Origin of the sequence: Myroides indicus, assembly GCF_004364575.1 — a bacterium.
Classification (GTDB): Bacteria; Bacteroidota; Bacteroidia; order Flavobacteriales; family Flavobacteriaceae; genus Flavobacterium; species Flavobacterium indicum_A.
This window is the reverse complement of record NZ_SOAG01000011.1, coordinates 24,163-46,894: the sequence shown is the minus strand read 5'-3', so window position 1 is coordinate 46,894 and position 22,732 is coordinate 24,163. Positions and strand designations below refer to the sequence as shown.

Annotated in this window: 18 protein-coding genes; 6 read left to right on the top strand and 12 right to left on the bottom strand. The window is 35.8% G+C overall.

The features are described from left to right. Nucleotides 1-1,077 (bottom strand): putative type IX sorting system protein PorV2, encoded by a 1,077-nt coding sequence (locus C8P70_RS06060; RefSeq protein ID WP_133712444.1) that lies wholly within the window; start codon nt 1,075-1,077, stop codon nt 1-3. Nucleotides 1,078-1,222: 145 nt separating this feature from the next. Here C8P70_RS06060 and C8P70_RS06055 point away from each other — a divergent pair, with 145 nt between their 5' ends. After that, nucleotides 1,223-1,954 carry a CDP-alcohol phosphatidyltransferase family protein gene (locus C8P70_RS06055; protein ID WP_133712443.1) on the top strand — a complete coding sequence of 244 codons (732 nt, stop codon included), beginning with the start codon at nt 1,223-1,225 and terminating at the stop codon, nt 1,952-1,954. A gap of 60 nt (nt 1,955-2,014) precedes the next feature. Next, nucleotides 2,015-3,193, top strand: coding sequence for an MFS transporter (locus tag C8P70_RS06050; protein ID WP_133712442.1), 1,179 nt, complete (start codon nt 2,015-2,017; stop codon nt 3,191-3,193). Between the two features lie 24 nt (nt 3,194-3,217). Here the strand turns inward: C8P70_RS06050 and C8P70_RS06045 are convergent, their stop codons facing one another. The 5 genes from C8P70_RS06045 to porU form a co-directional block, all read right to left on the bottom strand. Further along, nucleotides 3,218-3,805: a uracil-DNA glycosylase family protein gene (locus tag C8P70_RS06045; RefSeq protein WP_133712441.1), complete on the bottom strand. Its 588-nt coding sequence runs from the start codon at nt 3,803-3,805 to the stop codon at nt 3,218-3,220. Nucleotides 3,806-3,948: 143 nt separating this feature from the next. Beyond that, nucleotides 3,949-5,337 carry a hemolysin family protein gene (locus tag C8P70_RS06040; RefSeq protein WP_133712440.1) on the bottom strand — a complete coding sequence of 463 codons (1,389 nt, stop codon included), beginning with the start codon at nt 5,335-5,337 and terminating at the stop codon, nt 3,949-3,951. A gap of 169 nt (nt 5,338-5,506) precedes the next feature. Continuing rightward, nucleotides 5,507-5,989, bottom strand: a complete 483-nt coding sequence (locus C8P70_RS06035; RefSeq protein ID WP_133712487.1) for a cytidine deaminase — start codon at nt 5,987-5,989, stop codon at nt 5,507-5,509. 73 nt (nt 5,990-6,062) lie between these two features. Then, nucleotides 6,063-7,202 carry a type IX secretion system outer membrane channel protein PorV gene (porV, locus tag C8P70_RS06030; protein ID WP_133712439.1) on the bottom strand — a complete coding sequence of 380 codons (1,140 nt, stop codon included), beginning with the start codon at nt 7,200-7,202 and terminating at the stop codon, nt 6,063-6,065. Nucleotides 7,203-7,242: 40 nt separating this feature from the next. Then, nucleotides 7,243-11,085, bottom strand: coding sequence for a type IX secretion system sortase PorU (gene porU / locus C8P70_RS06025; RefSeq protein ID WP_243832675.1), 3,843 nt, complete (start codon nt 11,083-11,085; stop codon nt 7,243-7,245). A 202-nt stretch (nt 11,086-11,287) separates the two neighbouring features. On the opposite strand from porU, the gene gldJ reads away from it, so the two are divergent. Both gldJ and C8P70_RS06015 read left to right on the top strand, forming a co-directional pair. Next, nucleotides 11,288-12,817 (top strand): gliding motility lipoprotein GldJ, encoded by a 1,530-nt coding sequence (gene gldJ / locus C8P70_RS06020; protein ID WP_208293384.1) that lies wholly within the window; start codon nt 11,288-11,290, stop codon nt 12,815-12,817. A 67-nt stretch (nt 12,818-12,884) separates the two neighbouring features. Then, on the top strand, nt 12,885-14,183 hold the full coding sequence (locus C8P70_RS06015) for a UDP-N-acetylmuramoyl-tripeptide--D-alanyl-D-alanine ligase (protein ID WP_133712436.1): 1,299 nt from the start codon (nt 12,885-12,887) through the stop codon (nt 14,181-14,183). A gap of 52 nt (nt 14,184-14,235) precedes the next feature. Here the strand turns inward: C8P70_RS06015 and C8P70_RS06010 are convergent, their stop codons facing one another. From C8P70_RS06010 to C8P70_RS05985, 6 genes are all read right to left on the bottom strand, one after another. After that, nucleotides 14,236-15,267: an endonuclease/exonuclease/phosphatase family protein gene (locus tag C8P70_RS06010; protein ID WP_133712435.1), complete on the bottom strand. Its 1,032-nt coding sequence runs from the start codon at nt 15,265-15,267 to the stop codon at nt 14,236-14,238. Nucleotides 15,268-15,269: 2 nt separating this feature from the next. Next, nucleotides 15,270-16,112 (bottom strand): rhomboid family protein, encoded by an 843-nt coding sequence (locus C8P70_RS06005; RefSeq protein WP_133712434.1) that lies wholly within the window; start codon nt 16,110-16,112, stop codon nt 15,270-15,272. Further along, on the bottom strand, nt 16,113-16,874 hold the full coding sequence (locus C8P70_RS06000; protein ID WP_166666178.1) for a rhomboid family intramembrane serine protease: 762 nt from the start codon (nt 16,872-16,874) through the stop codon (nt 16,113-16,115). It lies immediately after the preceding gene. Next, nucleotides 16,874-18,904 (bottom strand): DNA mismatch repair endonuclease MutL, encoded by a 2,031-nt coding sequence (mutL, locus tag C8P70_RS05995; protein WP_133712432.1) that lies wholly within the window; start codon nt 18,902-18,904, stop codon nt 16,874-16,876. The genes C8P70_RS06000 and mutL overlap by 1 nt, the downstream gene beginning before the upstream one ends. A 260-nt stretch (nt 18,905-19,164) precedes the next feature. Further along, the gene (gene ribH / locus C8P70_RS05990) at nt 19,165-19,656 is read right to left on the bottom strand and encodes a 6,7-dimethyl-8-ribityllumazine synthase (protein ID WP_133712431.1); all 492 of its coding nucleotides are present in this window, start codon (nt 19,654-19,656) and stop codon (nt 19,165-19,167) included. A 5-nt stretch (nt 19,657-19,661) separates the two neighbouring features. Beyond that, nucleotides 19,662-20,438, bottom strand: coding sequence for a tetratricopeptide repeat protein (locus C8P70_RS05985; RefSeq protein WP_133712430.1), 777 nt, complete (start codon nt 20,436-20,438; stop codon nt 19,662-19,664). 134 nt (nt 20,439-20,572) lie between these two features. On the opposite strand from C8P70_RS05985, the gene recF reads away from it, so the two are divergent. Together recF and murB are read left to right on the top strand one after the other, a co-directional pair. Continuing rightward, complete coding sequence (gene recF, locus C8P70_RS05980) at nt 20,573-21,670, top strand: DNA replication/repair protein RecF (RefSeq protein ID WP_133712429.1); 1,098 nt, start codon at nt 20,573-20,575, stop codon at nt 21,668-21,670. A 15-nt stretch (nt 21,671-21,685) separates the two neighbouring features. Then, the gene (murB, locus tag C8P70_RS05975; protein WP_133712428.1) at nt 21,686-22,699 is read left to right on the top strand and encodes a UDP-N-acetylmuramate dehydrogenase; all 1,014 of its coding nucleotides are present in this window, start codon (nt 21,686-21,688) and stop codon (nt 22,697-22,699) included. The last annotated feature ends 33 nt before the right edge of the window (nt 22,700-22,732 follow it).

Here is a 22,732-nt window from a genome sequence, read left to right as displayed (position 1 = left end):
TTATTTGCTAAAAATATCTAAATCCAGTTTTAAAGAAAAAATATTGGAATATATAGCAGCACTTTGATCTCCAATATCCGTTAAAGCATAATCTATCTGAATGCCTTTGTAGTGAAATCCAATACCGATATTAGGTTGAAATTCTACTTTTTCCACACCGTCGAGCTGCATATTTTTTTGAAAATTACCAATTCCTCCTCGTACATATACCAAATCCGTATATGCAAACTCTACTCCAAAAGTTGGATAGAGACTAAATCCTTTAGTAGATATTATTGCTTTGGTCTCGGCAAATTCCACATTTAAACCTAAAGCAGTGAGAACGGAAAAATCCTTATTAAAATAAAATTTTCTTGCTCCCGCTAATTGAAGCTTGGGAAGCGTGATTTCGGTTGTTTCAGGTAATTCTTGATTTTGATCAGGAATAGCATTGCTTATTTTTTCAAATTCTTTTTTATTAATGCTCCACATATTATATGTAGTGGTTATATCTCTTGCCATTACTCCCAGCTGCCATCCTGATTTGGAATGATATTGTAATCCTGCATCAAATCCAAATCCCCAAGAATTAGCAAATTTACCAATAATCCGTCTGACTACTTTTGCATTTGCTCCATAACTCAATCCTTCAATTGGCGTGTTACGCGCATAGGAAATGGCAAATGCGTAATCTGCTGCCGAAAACATATTTATTCTATTATAATCAATATTTCCGTTTTGATCAATCAATTCTGTCGTATCCATAATATCGTCTACTCCAAAGCGGATTATCGAAAATCCAACTGCACTCTTTTCGTCAATAGGCATGGCAAATGCTCCGTAATCATATTGTGCAATATTAGCAAAATAGCTCGCATGCATCAGAGCTATCTGCTTGCTTTGAAGCTGCATTAATCCTGCCGGATTCCAATACACCGCATTTACATTATCCACAGATGCCACAACACTGTTTGCCATTGCCATAGAAGCCGCATCTACACCTATATTCAAAAACTCATTGGAATATTTACGCGCTTTTTGAGCAAAAACAGGTATAAAAAACAAGGATGACAAAATCAAAAATACTATCTTCTTCACGATCTTTACATTATCTTACAAAGATTAAATAAAATTATTAAAAACTAAACCTCTGTCAATATTTAATTATTCTAAGTTTTATGATACATTTGTAAGTACAAAAATGGTTAATTAACCTGTTTGATCATCTTCTAAAAAGACACATATGAAAAAACACATTCCCAATTTCATTACCTTACTCAACTTATCAGCTGGTTTGATAGCCTGTATATATGCCTTTGACGACAACATCAAAATGGCATTTTTATGGGTTTGCTTAGGTATATTTTTTGATTACTGGGATGGTTTTTTAGCCCGGGCACTGAACGTAAAAAGCGAAATAGGATTACAACTTGACTCACTTGCAGATATGGTTACCAGTGGAGTTGTACCTGGATTGGTAATTTATAAACAACTTGCCAACATTCAGGAAAATCAGGAGCTGTACAACCTAACACCTGAAACATACTATATGGCTGTAGTACCCTATATTGGTTTTATCATTACATTGGGTGCTGCTTACCGATTAGCTAAATTTAACGTAGACACGCGTCAGACTGATTCTTTTATTGGTTTGCCCACGCCGGGTAATGCTTTGTTTATACTAAGTCTTCCGATGATAGTCAGCACTACGCACTCAGAATCCATAATCTCTTTACTCAGCAATCCTTACGTTTTGGTTGTTATCAGTCTATTAAGTGCTTATATTATGAATGCAGAAATCCCATTATTTTCTTTAAAAGTCAATCCAAAAAATCTATCAAAATATACTCTGCAAATTACCTTTATTATTTTATCAGCTATTTTACTGTTTGTATTAAAATATCTGGCTGTACCAGTTATTATCGTTGTTTACATCCTTTTATCTGTAATAAAAAACAAGACTTCGAAAGCTTAGGAAAGTATAATTTCACAACAGAAAAACACCCGCCAACAAGCTCCTTGCTATTTTAAAGCCATGTCGGTAAAATCAGCTTCTTCGCACCCTATATACAATACTCAATTCATCTTAGTTTGTTTGAGTTCTCTATTGTTTTCAGCGAGTTTTAATATGCTTATTCCCGAATTACCCGACTATTTATCGGGGCTGGGAGGCACTGAATACAAAGGTTTAATTATTGGTTTATTTACTATAACCGCGGGTATTTCTCGTCCTTTTAGCGGAAAGCTCACTGATAAAATTGGTAGAGTTCCCATTATGGCAATCGGTTCGGTCGTTTGTTTTATCTGCAGCCTGCTTTACCCCATCCTGACCACTGTTTCAGGCTTTTTGTTCTTGAGATTACTTCACGGTTTTTCAACTGGTTTTAAGCCTACAGCTACAGCTGCTTATGTAGCAGATATTGTACCTAAAGAACGATGGGGAGAGGCTTTAGGTCTGCACGGCATTTGTTTTAGTACAGGTATGGCGGTAGGTCCGGCAATAGGAAGTACAATAAAAATATATACTTCTATCAATTTTTTATTTTATGCTTCTGCTCTGTTCGCATTGTTGTCAATCATTATTTTACTAAACATGAAAGAAACGCTTTCTTCAAAGAGTAAATTTTCTTTCTCATTGCTCAAATTATCTCGAAATGATCTATTTGACTTTGCTGTTTTTCCGGCTGCACTAGTCACCTTTTTATCCTATATAGCTTACGGAGTAATTCTTACACTTATCCCTGATTGGACAGCACATTTAGGTATTGAAAACAAAGGGATTTTCTTTATGATTTTCACTGTATCTTCTTTGCTAATCCGGTTTGTGGCAGGCAAAGTTTCTGACCAATACGGAAGGGTTCTCATTATTAACATAGGTCTTTGCCTGCTAATTATTTCTTTGCTTGTCATTGGTTTTTACGATAGTATCGGAGGACTGTATCTCGGAGCATTCACCTACGGGATTTCGTTAGGCGTATTATCGCCTGCACTAAACGCGTGGACTATAGATTTTAGTGCTCCAAACCAACGCGGAAAAGCAGTTTCTACTATGTATATTGCACTGGAAGCAGGTGTTGGCGGAGGTGCTTTTGCCGCCGGTTGGTATTACAAAGACCACATCCAAAATATTCCTTTAATTATGTATGCAAGCGCTTTTATCGTTATTCTGTCACTGCTGTACATGGTATATCGGAAATTAAAAATCGCTGAATAAAAATGTCCAATCTTAGATCCAGATTTATTTTTTATTCAAAATAGTACGAACTCTTTTTTTGAGTTCAGGGATAACTTCCTCTTCAAACCAATGGTTTTTAGCTTTCCACATAAAATTGCGGGGAGAAGGATGTGGCAGCGGAAAATACAGAGGCAAAAAATCTTGATAATGTGCTACATTTTCTGTTAAAGTTCGCTTTGGCTCTTTTTTTAAATAATATTTCTGTGCATATTGTCCTACCAATAAAATTAATTGTATTTCGCTTAAATGTTCTAAAAGCTGTTCATGCCATGTGGGTGCGCATTCTTTTCTCGGAGGCAGATCTCCCTGCTTTCCTTTTCCCGGATAGCAAAAGCCCATAGGAACAATAGCAAAATTATCAGGATTATAGAACTCATCTACAGTAACATCAAGCCATTGCCGCAACTGATCTCCACTTTTGTCATGAAAGGGAATCCCAGAAAGGTGTACTTTTATCCCCGGTGCCTGTCCGATGATCATTATTTTTGATTTTTCACTTGCCTTCAAAACCGGATTTGCTCCCAAAGGCAATTCTGCTTCACATATTTTACATTGTTTTATTTTTTCCAGCAGCCTTTCTAACGATTCCATATTGTTATAATTTAAACAGAGATTTATGACAATTTACTCATTTAAATTAACTGCCTAATATGATTACACGCATATTATGTTTTCAAAAACATTAAAAAAGCACTCTATTAAAAAGAGTGCTTCTATCTTTACAAATAAAGTGATTACCCTTCTTCGATATCTTTTCCTTTAGGCTTTAAGGTAAGCTGAATTTTTTCGATGGAATTGCGATACATATTCAAAACAATTCCTTCGTAATCACATAAATCAATTGCATCTTGCTCTTTAAATTCATCATCCGGATAAGTTTCTGCGATTAAACCCGCCAAAGTATCATAATGCTCGCTTTCTTCAAACTTATAAGGCAATAAGCGGTTAATATCTGATAAATTATAATGTGCATTTACATGATACACTCCTTCTCCAACTGTTGTCACAATAGGTTCTTCATTATCATATTCATCCTGAATCTCTCCTACCAATTCCTCCAAAATATCTTCCATCGTTACTATACCTGAAAACTCACCTACCTCATTAGTAACCACGGCCATTTGGAGGTGCTTTGCCTGAAACTGTTTTAATACATTTTTAATCAATGCATTCTCAGAAATAAAAATAGGCTCTCTCATTAACGGTGCGATTTTTTTATCTTCCATCTTATTCATCATTGCCTTCATTAAATCTTTTGTATAAATAACCCCTTTAATGTTATCCAGCGAATCTTCATAAACCGGATAGCGGGAATACCCTTCATTGATAGCGTAATCAATAGCATCCTTTACTGTAGTTTCAATTTCAATAGCCGAAACATTTTTGCGTAAAGTTTGAATATTGTTTACTCTTCTGTCGTCAAAATCGAATACATTCTGAATTAGCATGCGTTCGGTTTCTTCAATCGCTCCGCCTTCCTGACTCTCGGTAATGATCATCTTTAACTCCTCTTCTGTATGAATATCTGAGCCGTGAATTGGTGTAATTCCCATCATCCTTAAAATTGCATTGGCAAAACCGTTCATTAACCAGATTACGGGTTTAAACACAAAGTAAAAAATTCGCAACGGCAAAGCAATTGTAAAAGTTGTTTTGGTAGGAAAATGAATTGCCAGCGATTTAGGTGCTAATTCTCCAAATACAATATGTAATATAGTTATTATGGCAAATGCCAGGGGAAATGATATATTTTTCGCCACGGCATACCACTCCGGACCTGTCATTCCAAAAAGTTCAAACATTTTCATGATTACAGGTGTAAGAGAACTTTCTCCTACCCAACCTAAGCCCAAGGAGGCTAATGTTATACCTAATTGTGTTGCTGCCAAATAAGCATCTAAGTTAGTTACTATATTTTTGGCGATTCCGGCTACTTTAGAATTTAATTCTTGATGTACTTCAATCTGAGAGGAACGAACTTTTACGATGGCAAACTCTGCTGCTACAAAAAATCCGTTTAACAGGACTAAAAAAAGCGTTAGTAATAACTTCGCTATAGATATTTCTTCGTGTACAATGCCGGCGCTAGCCAACATTGTAATGATCTGGGGGTATGTGTCCATTTTAAATTAAAGAAAAGGCCGTAGTTAATCTGTTTTTAAGACCTCTTTTTGGAATTCTGCCTGATTATTATTGCTGAATCCTCTACCAAAAATAATCAATTTTTATATTATTGCATAACAAAAAATAATTTTATTTAGTTATACTGATTTTCAAATTAATAGTATCTCTTTACATTGAATCCCTATCAAAATAAAAAGGCAGCATATTAACCAAAGAAGGCGAATAGCAAATTTTTCCTTCTGCACCCATAAAAAACATTTCTATAAATTGATTTTGCTTTGTTTCATATTCCAAAATACTTTGACGACATGCGCCACAAGGCGGAATAGGGGCTTGTGTCAATTTTAAGTCAGAAGAGGCTGAAATAGCAATCTTCAAAATCTTTTTATCAGGGTACAGTGCTCCTGCCTGAAAAATGGCTGTTCTTTCAGCACATAAACCAGAAGGAAAAGCAGCATTTTCTTGATTGGATCCTAATACAACTGTTCCGTCTTCCAACAGAAGTGCTGCACCAACTTTAAACTTAGAATAAGGAGCATAGGCACTTTTTCTGATTTGTACTGCCTGATCCATCAGCTGTTTATCTTCTAAAGCTAATTCTTCTATGGAGTCATACTCTATAAATTCGGTTTTTATTTCTATCTTTTTCATGTGATACAAGGTCAGACAAAAAATCCAAACTTCAAATGAAGTTTGGATTTTTATCATATAAGCTTCTTTATATTTATCCTCTGTACGTTTTTTTGCCCAGATCAAAGGTTAATGAAAAGCGCAGAGTATTTTCTAATGGGTTAGTAATTTTTGATGTTGAAAACATATAGGATAAATCTACCGTTATCATACTGTATCTAAACCCTGCTCCTAGCGTAGCATATTTACGAGCCCCTTTATATTCGTTTTCATTAAAGTATCCTGCCCTGAAAGCAAAAACATTGTCATACCAATATTCTGCTCCAAATGACCAAACCACTTCTTTCATTTCTTCACTAAAGCCTCCCGGAGCATCGCCAAATGATTTAAAAACACCTTTAAACCAGCCGATATCATTATATTTTCTCTGCTCTTCTGCATCATAGCTTTCAGGCGGAGTAGGAACCATTAGTTTATTAAACTCCGTAGTAACCGTTACCGTATTGTACTGATCCAATATGAAGTCAAATCCAGCTCCCAGCTTTAAATTTGCCGGTAAAAAACTTCCGTACTGCTCATCCCCATACTTCATTTTAGGCCCCAAATTTTGAAAGTTAAACCCAAATCTCCAACGTCCTTCAAAACTTTCAAACTGCTTGACATCTGATTCATAAAATCCGGAAACATCTACTGCAAAACTACTTGCACTTGACGATTCGCCATCTCCTGCTTCCGGATATTTTAAACTTGAATTAATAAATCTTCCGGCAACTCCCATACCAAAATTATTACTCAGCTTCAGGGAATACGACACATCAATAGCAAACTCATTCGGCTTTTTAGACACAGGCATATCATTATAGTTCTCTCTAAAATTCATTTCTCCCATTCCAAAATACCTTAAACTAGCCCCTATTGCGCTTCGCTCATTAAACTTGTTAAAATAAGTAAGCTGCCCTAAAGACATATCGCTTGCTATTTTTGCCATATAAGGCGTATAGCTTACTGAAAAACTTTGGTCTTTTTCTGCAAATGCATATTTAGAAGGATTGTGCTGCTGTGAGAAAACATCAGAAGTTGTAGCAACTCCCATATCTCCCATTCCGGCAGATCTTGCATCAGCAGCAATTGTTAAAAAAGGAACTCCCGTAGTAATGGGATTCATCTCTTTTGTCTGTGCCCACAGGGCTTGCCCTCCAAAAAAGATCACTAATAAGGCTGTTATGTTTTTCATTTAACTATAGTTAGATTGATTATGCAAATATAATTGTTTTTTAAAGTACAACTAATTTTTCTATTTTTTCTGCTTGGTGTCCTGTTTGATTAGATCGTACTGTTAGTTTATAAATATATACTCCTTTTCCTATTCTATCACCAAAATCATCTCTTCCGTCCCATACAATTTCTCTGCACAAATTATTTTCAGTGGTTACCTGCTGATTTATTGTTTTCACAATTCTTCCGGCAACTGTCATAATCTGCACCTGAACATCTAAAGTTTCATAAGGTCTATTATGAGTAAACCAAAACTCGGTGTAACTCACAAAAGGATTAGGGTAATTTAAAACATGTTCCAATTTTAAATCTTCCTGTTCTGCAACCACAAACTGCAATTCGGCGCTGGAAAGGTTATTATATACATCCCATGCCTTAAACAACAGCGTATGCATTCCTGGTGCAAGGTCTTTTAAAGGATACGTTATCTTTCCTTTTCTAAAATTATCCGGTTCTGTTTCGTAGTAGTCATTCATTACAATCGGTTCTCTTTCATTGTCGTCCAGCACTGCAACCAGATCATGTCCGATACCGCTGGATGTATTAATACCGCTTTCATCTTCTAAGAACGCTAAAAAAACCGGATTATTATCTGTCATACCTCCCGAAATGAAAGATTCGTTATCCATATAGAGTTTTATCACGGGCGGCGTCTTGTCTTCCGGCGCATCTTTATTTAATCCGCCTATTTTTAAACGATCATTGTTTCCTGTGTAATCTATTGCTTCATTATTAGCATAAAAACTGATTCTCCCCTCCCCAACAGCTATCTTTACATCCTTTGGCAGGATAAAATCAAACGCAAATTTCCCTTGATTTACGGATGCGTTTCCTCTAAATACTGTTTCTCCTAAAATCGTAAAATCCATCAATAACAATTCTCCGTTACTTGTAACTCCATCATTGCCCAGCGTTTTTTTATCAATAAACTTATCAAATACCTGAACTGCTAAATTCCCGTTAAAGCTATGAATTAGATTATTGTTTTCGTCTTGTATTTCTCCTCCTATTTTCACATATCCCAGCGCTTGCAGTTCACCGTCAAAAGTATTTACATCTTCATCGTTTACAGTTGTCAGCTCAACTTTTAAATTAGGAATAGCCAGCTCAAGAGCCGGATCTCCAATATAAGACACCACATTTTTATCTCGGGTAGTAGTAGCATTTTTGGTATTCATCAATGCTTCTGCAATAGTTAAATCAGTTTTTGAACGGAACAACTCCTTACTAAATCTCTTATTTATCTGTCGTCCAGTAGCAATTCCGATTTCTCTGGTAGTTGCAACTAAAGCTATAGCGCCCCCTTCTTTATTTTTATACATTGCTTCTCCTCCCGTTGTCTGTAAAGGAGTGTCAAATCTTGTAAACTCACATGTAATCGTTGTAAACAGAGGATATTTCTTATAATTTTTCAGATTATTTGCATCTTCGATCGTAAAAACGCGCTCTTGAGTCAGTGCATCTTCTCCTCCATGTCCTAAATAATTAATATACAGAGCTCCTGATTCAATAGCTGCAATAAAATCTTTTTGTGCTTTAAAATATCGGTTTCCGCCTGCCGAAACATCTTGCACATAAGCGTCTAAATAAATTTTTACGGGATTAAAATAAGGACGCTCCTCAATTATCTCCTTCACTATTTCATCACTGTCCAACTCCAAAACATAATCGCTCTCTCTATCTACATCATCTGCCATCGCTATTATATTATTACGCCATCTTCCTTGTGTTTCTTTTTGATTGTAATCCATCACTTTGCTCACCATAGCATTGGCCTCTTCTGTATTTTTTGCCAGCATGCGACCAACCGCAATATCAATTCCATAGGCAGAATTCGTCATTTCTCCTTCTCCAACATCCATTTGTCCATAATAATCATCAGACATAAATGTAGTGTACATCGAAAAATTAGCTCCACTATTTACTACTTCTCTTGTTTTATTCATTCCATAAAAAGTAGGTACTATATTCGTATTATTTTGAATTCTATCTTTGTAATCAAAGGAAGTATCTCCGAATAAATTAACAAAGCGGAGTCGTCTGCTCTCGTCCGAGGCGTTTTCATATACATACCGAATAAAATTTCTAATCGCTGCCACATCCTGTTTACCCGACGAAAACTCATTATATATCTTTTCCAGCTCTACTACTTTTACTTTATAACGGTGTTTACCCGAACGGTGAAAATTTGCCAAGCGCTCTGCAGCTCCTCTCAGCTGTTCATTAGTAATAATGAGATAATCTACGTCACCTTCTGAAAAGACACTCCCTTTTACATCTTGATTTACGACACGGGAATTTGGAAGAGCAATGGGGCTGTAATAGTCGCTACCTGACAGAGCGTGAAACTTGCGAACCGCTCCTCCCATTACTTTAAAGGAAACAATATTTGCTGAATTAAGTGATATATTCTGTATATTTTCGATATCATTCACATACCATATTTCATTTAGTTGGCTGGCATTTTTGACCTGATATTGAACAATACCCGATTCTTGTGCCAAATCGGTATTATAAAATCCAAACTGTTTATTTCCTCCGGACAAATCAGCTTTATACTCTATTTGAATATAGTCCAAATATCCTTCTGCATTGGGAACTCCTCCGTTATTATAAGTCAGTGAAACAGTTGGATTTGCTGAATTGATTGTAATTTCTTTAGAAAAAAAAGTTTCATAGGCTTTCACGGTCGAACCTTGTATAGATGCAAAATTAATCCCTCCCAAATAGTTTCCGTTTAACTCAAAACCAAAAGAAGAGTTCCCATAAGAAGCCGATGCCGTGTTAATATTTACTTTTATTGGAAAAGATGAGTTTAAATTTAATAGCGAAAACGAGAAATCCTGTTTGTTTTGTATATTAAACCTCTCCCCAAACCATTTTCTTCCAAGTTGAGCTATATTATTCAAATCATGTTCATGAAAGGCAATAGCATTATACGTATCGTATATTTTAACTGCTCCACCCGACGGTTGTTGGTATGCTCTGATGCGTTTGCCAAAATCACCATCATAAGTCAAAAAACAATAGGCTTTATCTTCAAATAAATTTAAATGTGTCAGATTATCTCTATCCCACTGATCAACACCGACAGCATAAAATAAAATATAATCTTCATCGTCAAAAACTCCGTCTTGCTCGCCAACTACTTTGATTGCATTTTCTTTTAAATCTTTCTCAAAGTCGGCAATATTGGATACAGGCAGCATTTTTCCACCTGAACCATATATCTTTATTGTTCGCGGATCTACTGACTCAGGTACTCCCAAACTCTGCAAAAAAGCTTTCGATATTCTATATACACCAGTTTTTTCGACGGCAAATTTAAACCAGTTCCCACTCTTTAAAACAGATGATCTTCTTTCTATTGAAGCAGTTGAATATCTGCTTTTTCGCTGGGTACTTTGCCCTGTTTTATAAGACACTTTTATGCTTTTAATGCGTTTAATGGCATTACCTTCTCTTATAATCGGATAAAAATTCAAGATATTTTTAATACTGTTTCTGGCATAAAAAGATTTTACAGATACTTCTGAGTCTACAGGCAGAGTACTTTTGGACAAAACACCCAATTGATTTTCATTGATGTTTTCATAATTTACAGACTCAACTTTTAAAGATTTCTCATCTACAAAAACCCCATCTTCCAAAACTACAGAATAAATTAACCTATTATTAACAGCATCAAAATTATAATTTTCCCCTTCAAAGTAGGGTATTTTCTCTTTTAAAGCAGAATTTATTAGCTCTTTTGTTCCATTCCACTCCAAATTAAACGTTTTTTGTTGCCCGAATAAGGTAAAATAAGTAAAAAACAGAAGTGTCAATATTAATTTTTTCATATATATTTGCATAAAAGCAGGTTATTAAAACGCAAAAAAACATGATTTGCTACACAATAACCCTGCTAAAATAAGCGTTATAGAAGATATCGCATAATATAATCAGAAAAAAATTTAAGTTTTTTTTAAATATTTGTTCAATAAACATTGCTAATTAATCGTTAATTCTTATATTGCGTCAAATTATTTACCCGTTTTTAACATGAAGATAAATAGACTTATGACATTACAACTGATCGCTGGCCTTATCGCTTCAGTTGGTTTCACTAGTTGTAGCAACACAAACAACGGACTTACGTCAAGTGCTACCGGATGGAAAATAAATGATAAAAAAGGAGGCTTCCAGTATAATTCAAACTTTTCTCAGCAGACTCCGCAGGGTATGGTTTCCATTGAAGGAGGCACCTTTACTATGGGAAGAATTCAAGACGACATTATGGCTGACTGGAACAACAATCCAAAACAGCAGTATGTGCAGTCTTTTTATATGGATGAAGCTGAAGCTACCAACTTAATGTACAATGAGTACCTGTATTGGTTAAAATCAGTTTTTCCGCCTTCCAACGAAATTTATGCAGAAATCTACAGAAGTGCCTTGCCGGACAGTACTGTTTGGAGAAGCTCTGCCGGATATAACGAAACACTTATCTCAAGTTATTTACGTCATCCCGCTTATGCAAACTACCCGGTTGTAGGCGTTACATGGCTACAGGCAAATGACTATGCTAAATGGAGAACAGATCGCGTTAATGAATTAACATTGGAGAGAGCTGGTTATCTTAAAAAAGATGCTAAAATTCTTGAAGCATACGGAGACGCTCATTTTAGCACCGAAACTTATCTTACCAATCCTGAAGCTGTTTACGGCGGAAATAGCGACATTGTTCGCAGAGGCGTAAAAGGTAAAGCTAAAGAAGGAGAAAAAAACATTTATGCTACTTTAGAATACGGCTTATTCACTGCTGAATTTCGTTTACCAACAGAAGCTGAGTGGGAGTATGCTGCTATCGGAATGGTGTCTGACAGAGAATACAACAATTACAAAGGACGAAAAATATATCCTTGGGAAAAATCAAACAAGAAAAGCAATAAAAATAGAGCGGGGTCTTCAATGACTCAGTTTGCCAACTTTAAGCAAGGACGAGGAGACTACGGCGGTATTGCAGGATGGTCTACCGATAATGCTGACATTACAAATGCTGTTAAATCCTACCCGCCAAATAACTTTGGGCTATACGATATGGCAGGAAACGTTGCGGAATGGGTAGCAGATGTATATGATCCAAATATTGATAATGTATCTGATGACTTCAATTTCTTTAAAGGTAATGTATATTACAAAAACCAAATTGGAAGTGACGGAAGAACTCAAATTGTTACAGACCAAAGCGTCGCTTTTGACACGCTGTCTACAGGCAAATTACGCGTAAGAAATTTACCGGGACAAGTAGCTCAAGTTATGTATGACAATGGCGCTGAAAAACAACAAGCTACAGAAGAAAACGAGACAGATTTTATGGCTGCTGCTCCAAAAAAAGAAGACAAAAGAGCTACTTTATTTGACAGTAAATCAAGAGTAATCAAAGGCGGTTCGTGGAAAGACAGAGCTTATTGGCTAGATCCTGCTACCAGAAGATTTTATCCAGAAGACCAAGCTACTGACTATATCGGGTTCCGTTTAGTAATGACAAAAGTTGGTCAAAAAGAAGCCAAAAGAAAAACCAAAAATTAATTTTTCATTATACTCATTTTTTAAAAAAGCTCTAATTAAATTAGAGCTTTTTTTATACATTTGATTTATGAATATAAAAGAATTGTATCAGTGTTTTTTATTGTGTAACGGTGTGAGTACTGATACCCGGAACATACATCCAAACTCTCTCTTTTTCGCCTTAAAAGGTAATAACTTCGATGCTAATGAGTTTGCTGAGGAAGCCTTGGATAAAGGCGCCGCATATGTGGTAATGGACAATAAAAAACTAATCACAGACACTTCGAAAATGTTTTGGGTACCCGATGTTTTATCTGCTTTACAGCAACTCGCAAAATACCATCGTCAACAATTAGGACTCCCTGTTATCGCACTAACCGGAAGCAACGGAAAAACAACTACCAAAGAACTCATTTATACGGTACTTTCTAAAAAATATAATACAAAAGCCACCACAGGGAATCTAAATAATCATATCGGGGTTCCCCTTACTCTGCTTTCTTTTGACGAAGAAACTGATTTAGGTATTGTGGAAATAGGAGCAAATCATCGCGGCGAAATTGCACAGCTTTGCGAAATTGCACAGCCCGATTTTGGCTACATTACCAATTTCGGAAAGGCACACCTCGAAGGCTTTGGAGGTTTTGAAGGAGTTATAAAAGCAAAAAGTGAGCTCTACGATTATCTGGAAGACAATCACAAAATGGTATTTTGTAACATTGACGATCCGAGACAAGATGCCAAGACCTTGACATTTTCCAGATTTTCATTCGGGAAAAACCCTGAAGCAGACGTTATAATAGATAAATACGCAGCTTCACCCAACGCAACTGTTAGCTATAAAAAAGAAATTATAACTTCAAACCTGACAGGAATATACAATACTGCAAACATAGCAGCAGCCCTTGCTTTTGGTCTCTTTTTTAATGTAGGCTTACAAGACATAAAAGAAGCTCTTGTTCATTACACCCCAATCAACAACAGGTCGCAATGGACAGAAAAAAACACTTCAAAGATCTTGTTAGATGCTTACAACGCCAACCCTAGCAGCATGGAAGCGGCTATTTTAAATTTTGACCAACTCCCAGAAAAACATAATCTATCTAAAGTCTATATTTTAGGCGATATGTTTGAACTGGGCTCTGAAAGCACACAGGAGCATCAAAATATCATAAATACAGTTTCTGGGTATACTAATCCGACCTATTTTATCGGAGAAGAATTCTATAAATTAGCTGGACAAAAATCGCAATTTATCAGTTTTTTTAAAACTTTTGATGATTTTAAAATATTTCTGACAAAAAATAAGTCCCTTTTTTTACAAAAACAAATATTGATAAAAGGATCCAGAGGAATGGCTTTAGAAAGAATTCTTGATTTTTTATAGCCATAACTAAATTAATGAAGCTTGTTTTTTCTAAGAGAAAACAAGCTTCATTTTATTTATTTAATGTTAACCGCGTAATTATCGGGAAGTGGTCTGAGTTTATAAAATCACTGTGGGTTACAAAAGATTTTACATGAATCTGCTCATCTACAAACACATAATCAATACGCATAGGATAATAAGCAAAATCATAACTTTTCCCAAAACCTTTCCCGGCTTCTACAAAAGCGTCTTTTAAATTGCCCCTTATGTTTCTATATACATACGAAAAAGCACTGTTATTCATATCTCCACAAACAATTTTAGGAAACGAAGCATCATTCATATGAGATTGGATAAGCTCGGACTGGAGCTGTTGTTCTTTAAATGCCTTAGAAATTCTATTGAATATTTTTCGGGATTTTGTCTCGTCAATTTTTTCGTGAATATCAGGACTGATACTTATTGATTGCAAGTGAATACTGTAAATCCGAATCGTATCTTCTTCCTTTAGGATATCGGCATACACTACATTATTATTCGAGTTTGGCAGTTTTATTTCTCCTTTATCAATAATTCTGAACTTAGAAAAAATTGCCTGTCCTGTTTGAATTTTACTTCCATGAGAAATAATGTGCTGATAAGGGTATTGCTTAAACTTTAACTTGGTATTTTTGGAATATTCCTGCAAGCACAAAACATCCGGATCGTGTAAATCAACAAACTCTTTGATCTTATCCGGAACCTCCTCGTCGGCAATCCAATTAAAGAGGTTAAACAACCTTACGTTATAAGTCATCAATACAAAATCGCTCTTAGCTTTCTCTTCATCTATGCCTGAAAATTTATAAAATTTATTGATATTAGAAATTCCAATCGCCAAAATCAGCAGCGGAAGCCAAATCTGTTTTTTAAACTGAATGGCCCAATACAATAAAAAAAACAAATTGACTATCAAAAAAGAAGGTAAAAACAGCGTAAAAACAGATAAGAGCGGAAATATCTTAGGTGCTAAAAAAGACAAAAAATAACCTGCTATGGTCAATATTCCAACAAAGATATTTCCAACAAAAACAATTTTATTAAACCATGACAGATTCTTCATAATCAGTCTTTCCCTGTTCTAAATAAAAAATCTTTTTCTTCTTTCGTCAGACTTTCATATCCGGATTTGCTTATTTTATCCAAAATACGGTCAATTTTTTGCTGCTTATTCTTATCTTCTGTTACTTTTGTTTGAGAGTCCGCCTTTTTATTGACATACACCTTCTTAAATTTTGCTCCTTGACGGTGCTTGAAAAGATTTACCAATTTATCAAAAACACAACTGAGGTCGGTTCCCTTCGTCAACAATCTGATATATAGCACTCCGCTTAACGCACCACCTAAATGGGCTAAATGTCCTCCAAAATTAGATGAAGAAAGCTGGAAAATATCCAGAATCACTATAAAAATGGCTATGTGCCACATTTTTACCCGTCCGATCAATGCCAATCTTACCTCCATATGCGGAGCATAAAAAGCCAAACCAATTAAAGGACTCATGATCGCGGCAGAAGCACCTACAAGAATACCCATCTGCCAAAAAAGAGAAGCGAGAATATAAAACACCCCTCCTCCTACAGCTCCTAATATATAAGCAGTTAAAAATTGTTTTTGATTAAAAAATGTCAAAAACAAATTGCCTATAAAATAAAGAATAAGCATATTAAATATCAGATGCCAAACCCCTGCATGAGCTACGGCATAGGTCAAAATTGTCCACGGTTTTATCAATGCCGAAAACCAATTACCCGACAATCCGATATAAGGTATAATCATACTATAAAAAGTAGAAAATACCCCTTTTAAAATAAACAGAAAAACAGAAATCCCTACGCTCCAAAAAATTAATTTTTGAACGATTCCTCCATATTTATATTGCTGTTTTAAATCTTGTATAAAACTCATCTATAAATCCCAACGATTGTGTTTAAATTGATTTTTTTTCCAATACCACATCAATAAATATCCCATCAGAGCCCCTCCAATATGGGCAAAGTGCGCAATACCGCTACCTCCGCCAAAAATACTGAATCCGCCAAAAATTCCTCCGTATAAATCTAGCAGCAATATTCCGGGAACAAAATATTTCGCTTTAATCGGAATAGGCAAAAACATCAACATCAGCTCTGCATTAGGAAACATGAAAGCAAAGGCTACCAAAAGTCCGTAAATAGCACCGGAAGCCCCTACAACAGGTACATTAAGTGCTGAAGCAGCATTTGTAATTTGTTCCATAGAAACATAATTCAGCCACCTTGTATCGTATCTAAAACTGCCCGTATTGCTGTAAATAGTTTCGAGAATTGTTTGTTTAGAAATGCCGTGCTGTCCTAAAGTGGAAATAAGTTCATGTAATGAATAATAATTTACCCCTGTATGCAGGGCTGCTGCTCCAAAACCGCATACCAGATAAAACAACAAAAACTTTTTGCTTCCCCATATGCTTTCTAATGTAGAACCAAAAGAAAACAAGGCAAACATATTAAAGAAAATATGCATCATTCCGCCATGCATAAACATATGAGTTAACGGCTGCCAAATATAAAAATTGGGATTTTCAAAATTGTACAACGCCAAATACTGCATTGTGGCAGGCACAAAATACGTTCCTATAAAAAACAAGGCATTTATTATAATCAGCTGCTTAACTGTTTCTGTCATTCTCATCATAAGGTAAATTTTTTCTCTATATCTTCTACTTTCATGGTAATAAAAACAGGCTTCATAAATGGCGAAATCTGTGGATCTTTACAGGCAAATAGCGAGTTAACCATATTTTCCTGTTCCTCTTCATTTAAAATTGTTCCCGTTTTTACTGCCAAACTATGTGCCAAAGACTTAGCAATCCTGTCTCCTTGACTAAATGTCGTATCGGGAAGTCCGTTGTGAAAATCAGCGATTAAATCTTCCAGCACAATCGATGCTTCACTTTCGGCTACATGCAACGGCAGTCCGGAAATAACTATATAATCTTCTCCTGTTTGTTCAAATCCAAAACCAATGCAAATCAAAAGCTCCTTTAGTTCTTTCAGCATTTCTATTTCATAAGGTGCATAATATAACGTCAGAGGGAATAGCAATTGTTGTGATGAAGCTTGCTGATGCACCGTTATGCTCTCCATAAATTTTTCGTATAAAATACGCTGATGCGCTCTTCCCTGATCAATAATCAGCATTCCTGACTTAATCGGGCTAACAATGTATTTTTTATGAATTTGGAATGTTTTATTTGCTGCCGTATTGTCAGTTATGACATCAAACAATACACCTGTAACTATTTCACTTTCAATATTCAGCTGAGAAACATCAATGTTCTGCCCAGACTGCTTCAGGTTTTCATACATCTTGTTCCACTCCCCTGCACTTCCGTCTGACAATGGTTTATTGGCATTTTGCTTACCTCCTGCATTTTTTCCTTTAAAAGAAGGTGAGGATATTTTACTCTTAAATACTTTTTGCAAATCAAGCGAAGCTGTGTCATTATTCATCAAACTACCATACAAGCGCTCCTCTATTTTAATCGCCTTTTCCTCTTTTAAATCTTCATCATCCTCAAACGGATTATAGCTCTTTTTAGAATTATTATCCTGCTTAAACGGATTGTAAAGGGTATCAATAGCTATTGTTGGCGTTTCAGCCTCTTTTCCTTTAAACCCATAAGGCGTATCCAGAGAAGCATCTCTTTGAAAATCCAAAGCTGCTGTAACATTAAACTGCCCCAAGCTATGTTTTACGGCAGATCTTAAAATACTGTATAAAGCCTGTTCGTCATCAAATTTAACTTCCGTTTTAGTCGGATGAATGTTAATGTCAATGGTATCGGGAGGAAGGTTTAAATAAATAAAATAAGTAGGGTGTACCCCCTCTTTCAGCAGTCCTTCGTACGCCGATAATACAGCGTGATGCAGGTAACCGCTCTTTATGAACCGATCGTTTACAAAAAAAAATTGCTCTCCACGGCTTTTTTTTGCATATTCCGGTTTCCCTACAAATCCTTCCACCGTTACGATGTCTGTATTTTCTTTAACCGGCACTAATTTTTCATTTGTTTTTCCGCCAAATACATTCACAATCCGCTGGCGCAAGTTGGACGCAGGCAGATTAAACACTTCGCTGCCATTGTGCAGCAATATAAAATGAATATTGTGATGTACTAAGGCAACACGCTCAAATTCGTCAACTATATGTCTGAATTCTACTGTATCTGATTTTAAAAAATTACGTCTGGCAGGTATATTGAAAAATAAATTTTTGACAGAAAAGCTCGTTCCTTCTGGAACGACAGCAACTTCTTGAGAAACCACTTTAGACCCTTCTATGACAACATGAGTTCCCAGCTCAGCCTGTTTAAGACAAGTTTTTAACTCCACATGTGCAATGGCAGCGATAGATGCTAAAGCTTCTCCTCTAAACCCCTTTGTTTGCAAAGCAAATAAATCTTCTGCTGTAGAAATTTTAGAAGTAGCATGGCGTTCAAATGCCATACGGGCATCAGTTTCACTCATTCCCTTACCATTGTCAATTACCTGAATAAGCGTTTTACCTGCTTCTTTTAAAATCAATTTAATTTCAGTTGCTCCCGCATCCACCGCGTTTTCAATTAGCTCTTTTACCACAGAAGCAGGTCTTTGCACTACCTCTCCGGCTGCTATCTGATTAGCTACATGATCGGGTAATAAACGGATGATATTAGACATTTACGCTTTTAAATTGTTTGAAAGTTTAAATTTATGCACAAATACAAATTTAATGAAATATGTAGGATTACTGCTTTTCTTAAAAATTATTCTACAAAAAAAAGAGGTTATCTCTCAAAAACCGCATTACTCAAATTGAATTTACTTTCGATTTCTCTCCAGCTGAGTATACATCAGCTTTATGAGCTCCTGAAGTCAATTCAGCCTGACCAGTTTGGCAATTGTAAGACAACCTCCTTGTAAAGTTGTATTTCAGAATATTAGTATTTTCTGTTTAATTCTATCATTTTTAAAGCAGCTATAGCGGCTTCTGTTCCTTTATTCCCATGAACGCCACCACTTCGTGCGATAGACTGCTCCTGATTGTTATCTGTCAATACGCAAAAAATAGTTGGAATATCTGCCATTAGATTAAGATCTTTAACTCCTTGCGTCACTCCTTCGCACACAAATTCAAAATGCATCGTTTCGCCTTTGATCACGCAGCCGATTACGATTACCGCATCTAAATCTTCATATGTTTCAATCATTTTTCTGGCTCCAAAAACCAATTCAAAGCTTCCCGGAACATTCCAGCGAATTATGTTTTCTACCGCCATACCGCAATCTGTCAAAGCTGATTGTGCACCTGAAAATAACCCTTCGGTAATCTGATCATTCCATTCCGAAACTACAATCCCTACTTTAAAGTCCTGTGCATCGGGCAGTGTAGATTTATCGTATTCTGATAAGTTTTTATTTGCTGTAGCCATTTATATTATTGCGCCATTCCTATCAAAACATCAACTGCATTTGCTTCTGCAGACTCCTGATAGTTGTTTTTTATTTCATTAAATAATTTCAAAGCTTCCTCTTTTTTCCCTAAATCTAAGGCTATTAATCCTGCCTTGTTTAAAAATCTTGGAGCTGTAAAATCATTTTTGTTATAAGCTGCTGCTTTTTTATAATAATCTAATGCGTCTTCTTTTTGTCCCAATTCAGAAAAAGCATCTCCGATTGCTCCTAAAGACAAAGCACCTAAAACTATATCGTTAGCTTTAAATTTTTCTAAATGCTGGATGGCTTCTTTAAATTTTCCTTGGTTCAAAAAAGTAGTCCCCACATAATATTGAGCCAAATTTGCTGCTTGTGTACCGCTATAACTATCTATAATTCCCAAAAAACCTAATTTTCCTTCTCCTCCATTTAATGCCAGCGTATATAAAGAGTCACTTGTTGCTGTGTTTGCCATAGCGTCGTTATAATACGTCTGAGCCTGAAACATTTCATTAGCAGCATCTTCATTTTTAGGCTCTACAACAAACTTACTATATCCCACATAGCCAATTGTAATTAAGGCAATTGCTCCTACAAAACCAAAAATAGCTTTCTGGTTGCGAGCCACCCAATTCTCCATTCTGTTTGCATTTTTATCTAGCGTATCAAATACCTCCGCCGTTGTACTGTTAGAAGTATCTACGTTGCTAAACTGATCAAATTCGTTTTCCTCTTTTGGTTTTGGGGCTTTATAACCTCTCTTATTATAAGTTGCCATGTATAAAAAGTTTAATGATTGGCAAAAATAGGATTTTTATTGTAATTTAAAAGTGCTTTTTATCTATATTTTTGATAATTTGCACCGAAATTAGGCAGAAGTCTCTCCGAACCATTAAAATCTTAGATAACTCCGTGTATTTAAAAAGCTTAAACATTCTGAATTTTAAAAATATTGAAGACGAAAATTTCCAATTTAACCAGCGAATCAATTGTTTTGTCGGATTAAACGGAGTGGGTAAAACAAATATTCTAGATGCTATTTATTACATGGCATACGGAAAAAGCTATTTTAATCCTATTGCTCTTCAAAATATCAAACACGGAACAGATTTTTTTGTCATAGATGCTCATTTTGTAAAAAACGACAAAGACGAACACATTGTTTGCAGCCTGAAAAAAGGACAAAAAAGAATCTTAAAGAGGAATGGCAAAAATTACGATCGTTTTTCGGATCACTTCGGGCTGATTCCCCTGGTTATTATTTCACCTTCTGACACGGATTTAATCACCGAAGGAAGTGAAACCCGCAGAAAGTTTTTAGACAGTGTAATTTCGCAGATGGACAGCCAATATCTGCAACAGCTCATTCAATATCAAAAGCTGATTGCACAGCGCAATGCCTTGCTCAAAAACTACGCTTTAAGCCATTTTTTAGATCAGGATACGCTGGTTGTTTATAATGAGCAGCTTGAAATACTTGCGCATCCGATTTACGAATCTCGCAAGCAGTTTATTCAAGATTTTTTACCTATTTTTAATTATTATCACCAATTAATAACAGACAATAAAGACGATGTACAGCTCATTTACGAAACCCAGCTCAACAGCAAAACAATGAGTACGCTGTTAACCGAAAACCTCAACAAGGATCTTGCTTTGCAATACACTTCAGTGGGTATTCACAAAGATGATTTGTCATTTGAGTTAAAGGGATATCCGATTAAAAAATTCGGATCGCAGGGGCAGCAAAAATCATTTTTGATTGCGTTAAAAATAGCTCAGTTTGAATTTATCAAAAAGCAAAAAGGCATCGCTCCTATTTTACTATTTGACGATATCTTTGATAAGCTGGATGAAAACAGAGTTCGGAAAATTTTGGAACTCGTAAATCTTGATACATTCGGACAATTGTTTATATCCGACACCCATGCTGAAAGGACTGAGAATTTGCTAAACAGCATACATCAAGATTTTGAAATTTTTAAAATTCAAAATCCTAACAATGAATAACCACTGCTAAAAACTATGAAAGTAGAAGAAAATTTTTCTTTAAAACCGTATAATACTTTTGGCTTTGACGTAAAGGCAAAATACTTTGTTGAAGTAAACACAATAAACGAATTAAAAGACGTTGTCCGCACTCACAAAAAAGAGGATCTTTTTATTTTGGGAGGCGGGAGCAATATGCTTCTTACAAAGGACATCAGTCAAACCGTTGTCAAACTCAACTTACGAGGCATAGAAATTACTAAAGAAACAGATGATTTTGTTTGGGTAGAAGTTCAGGCAGGAGAAGTTTGGCACCAGTTTGTGCTCTGGGCTATTGAAAACGGATACGGAGGCATCGAAAACCTCTCTCTTATCCCGGGAAATGTAGGCACTACCCCCATCCAAAATATTGGTGCTTATGGCGTCGAAATAAAGGATGTGATGGTGAACTGTAAAGCGATTTCCCTGACGACAGGCAATATACAGACGTTTTCCAATCAAGAATGTCAGTTTGGTTACCGGGAAAGCATCTTCAAAAATAAACTCAAAAACCAATTTATAATTCTTTCAGTCACTTTTCAGCTCACTAAGCGAAATCACAATTTAAAAATAAGTTATGGAGCTATACAAAATACACTGGAGCAATCCCATATCACTTGTCCTACTATAAAAGACATTGGTAATGCTGTAATCGCTATACGAGAAAGCAAGCTGCCTAATCCGGCAGAAATAGGCAATAGCGGTAGTTTTTTTAAAAACCCCGTAGTTGACAAAAAGGTATTTGAAAAATTACACCAAGTATATCCCGATATGCCATTTTATACAGTGAGTGATACTTTAGTCAAAGTTCCAGCAGGATGGCTTATTGAGAAAAGCGGCTTTAAAGGTTATCGGATAGGTGATGCCGGCGTACACAACCAGCAAGCTTTAGTATTAGTGAACTATGGAAAGGCCAACGGAAATCAAGTAAAAAAACTGGCAGAAATGATCCAGCGCGAGGTCAGAAAGATATTTGACATTGCTATTGAGGCGGAAGTAAATATATTCTAAAACCTCTCGCCATTGCAGATTAATTGATAAATT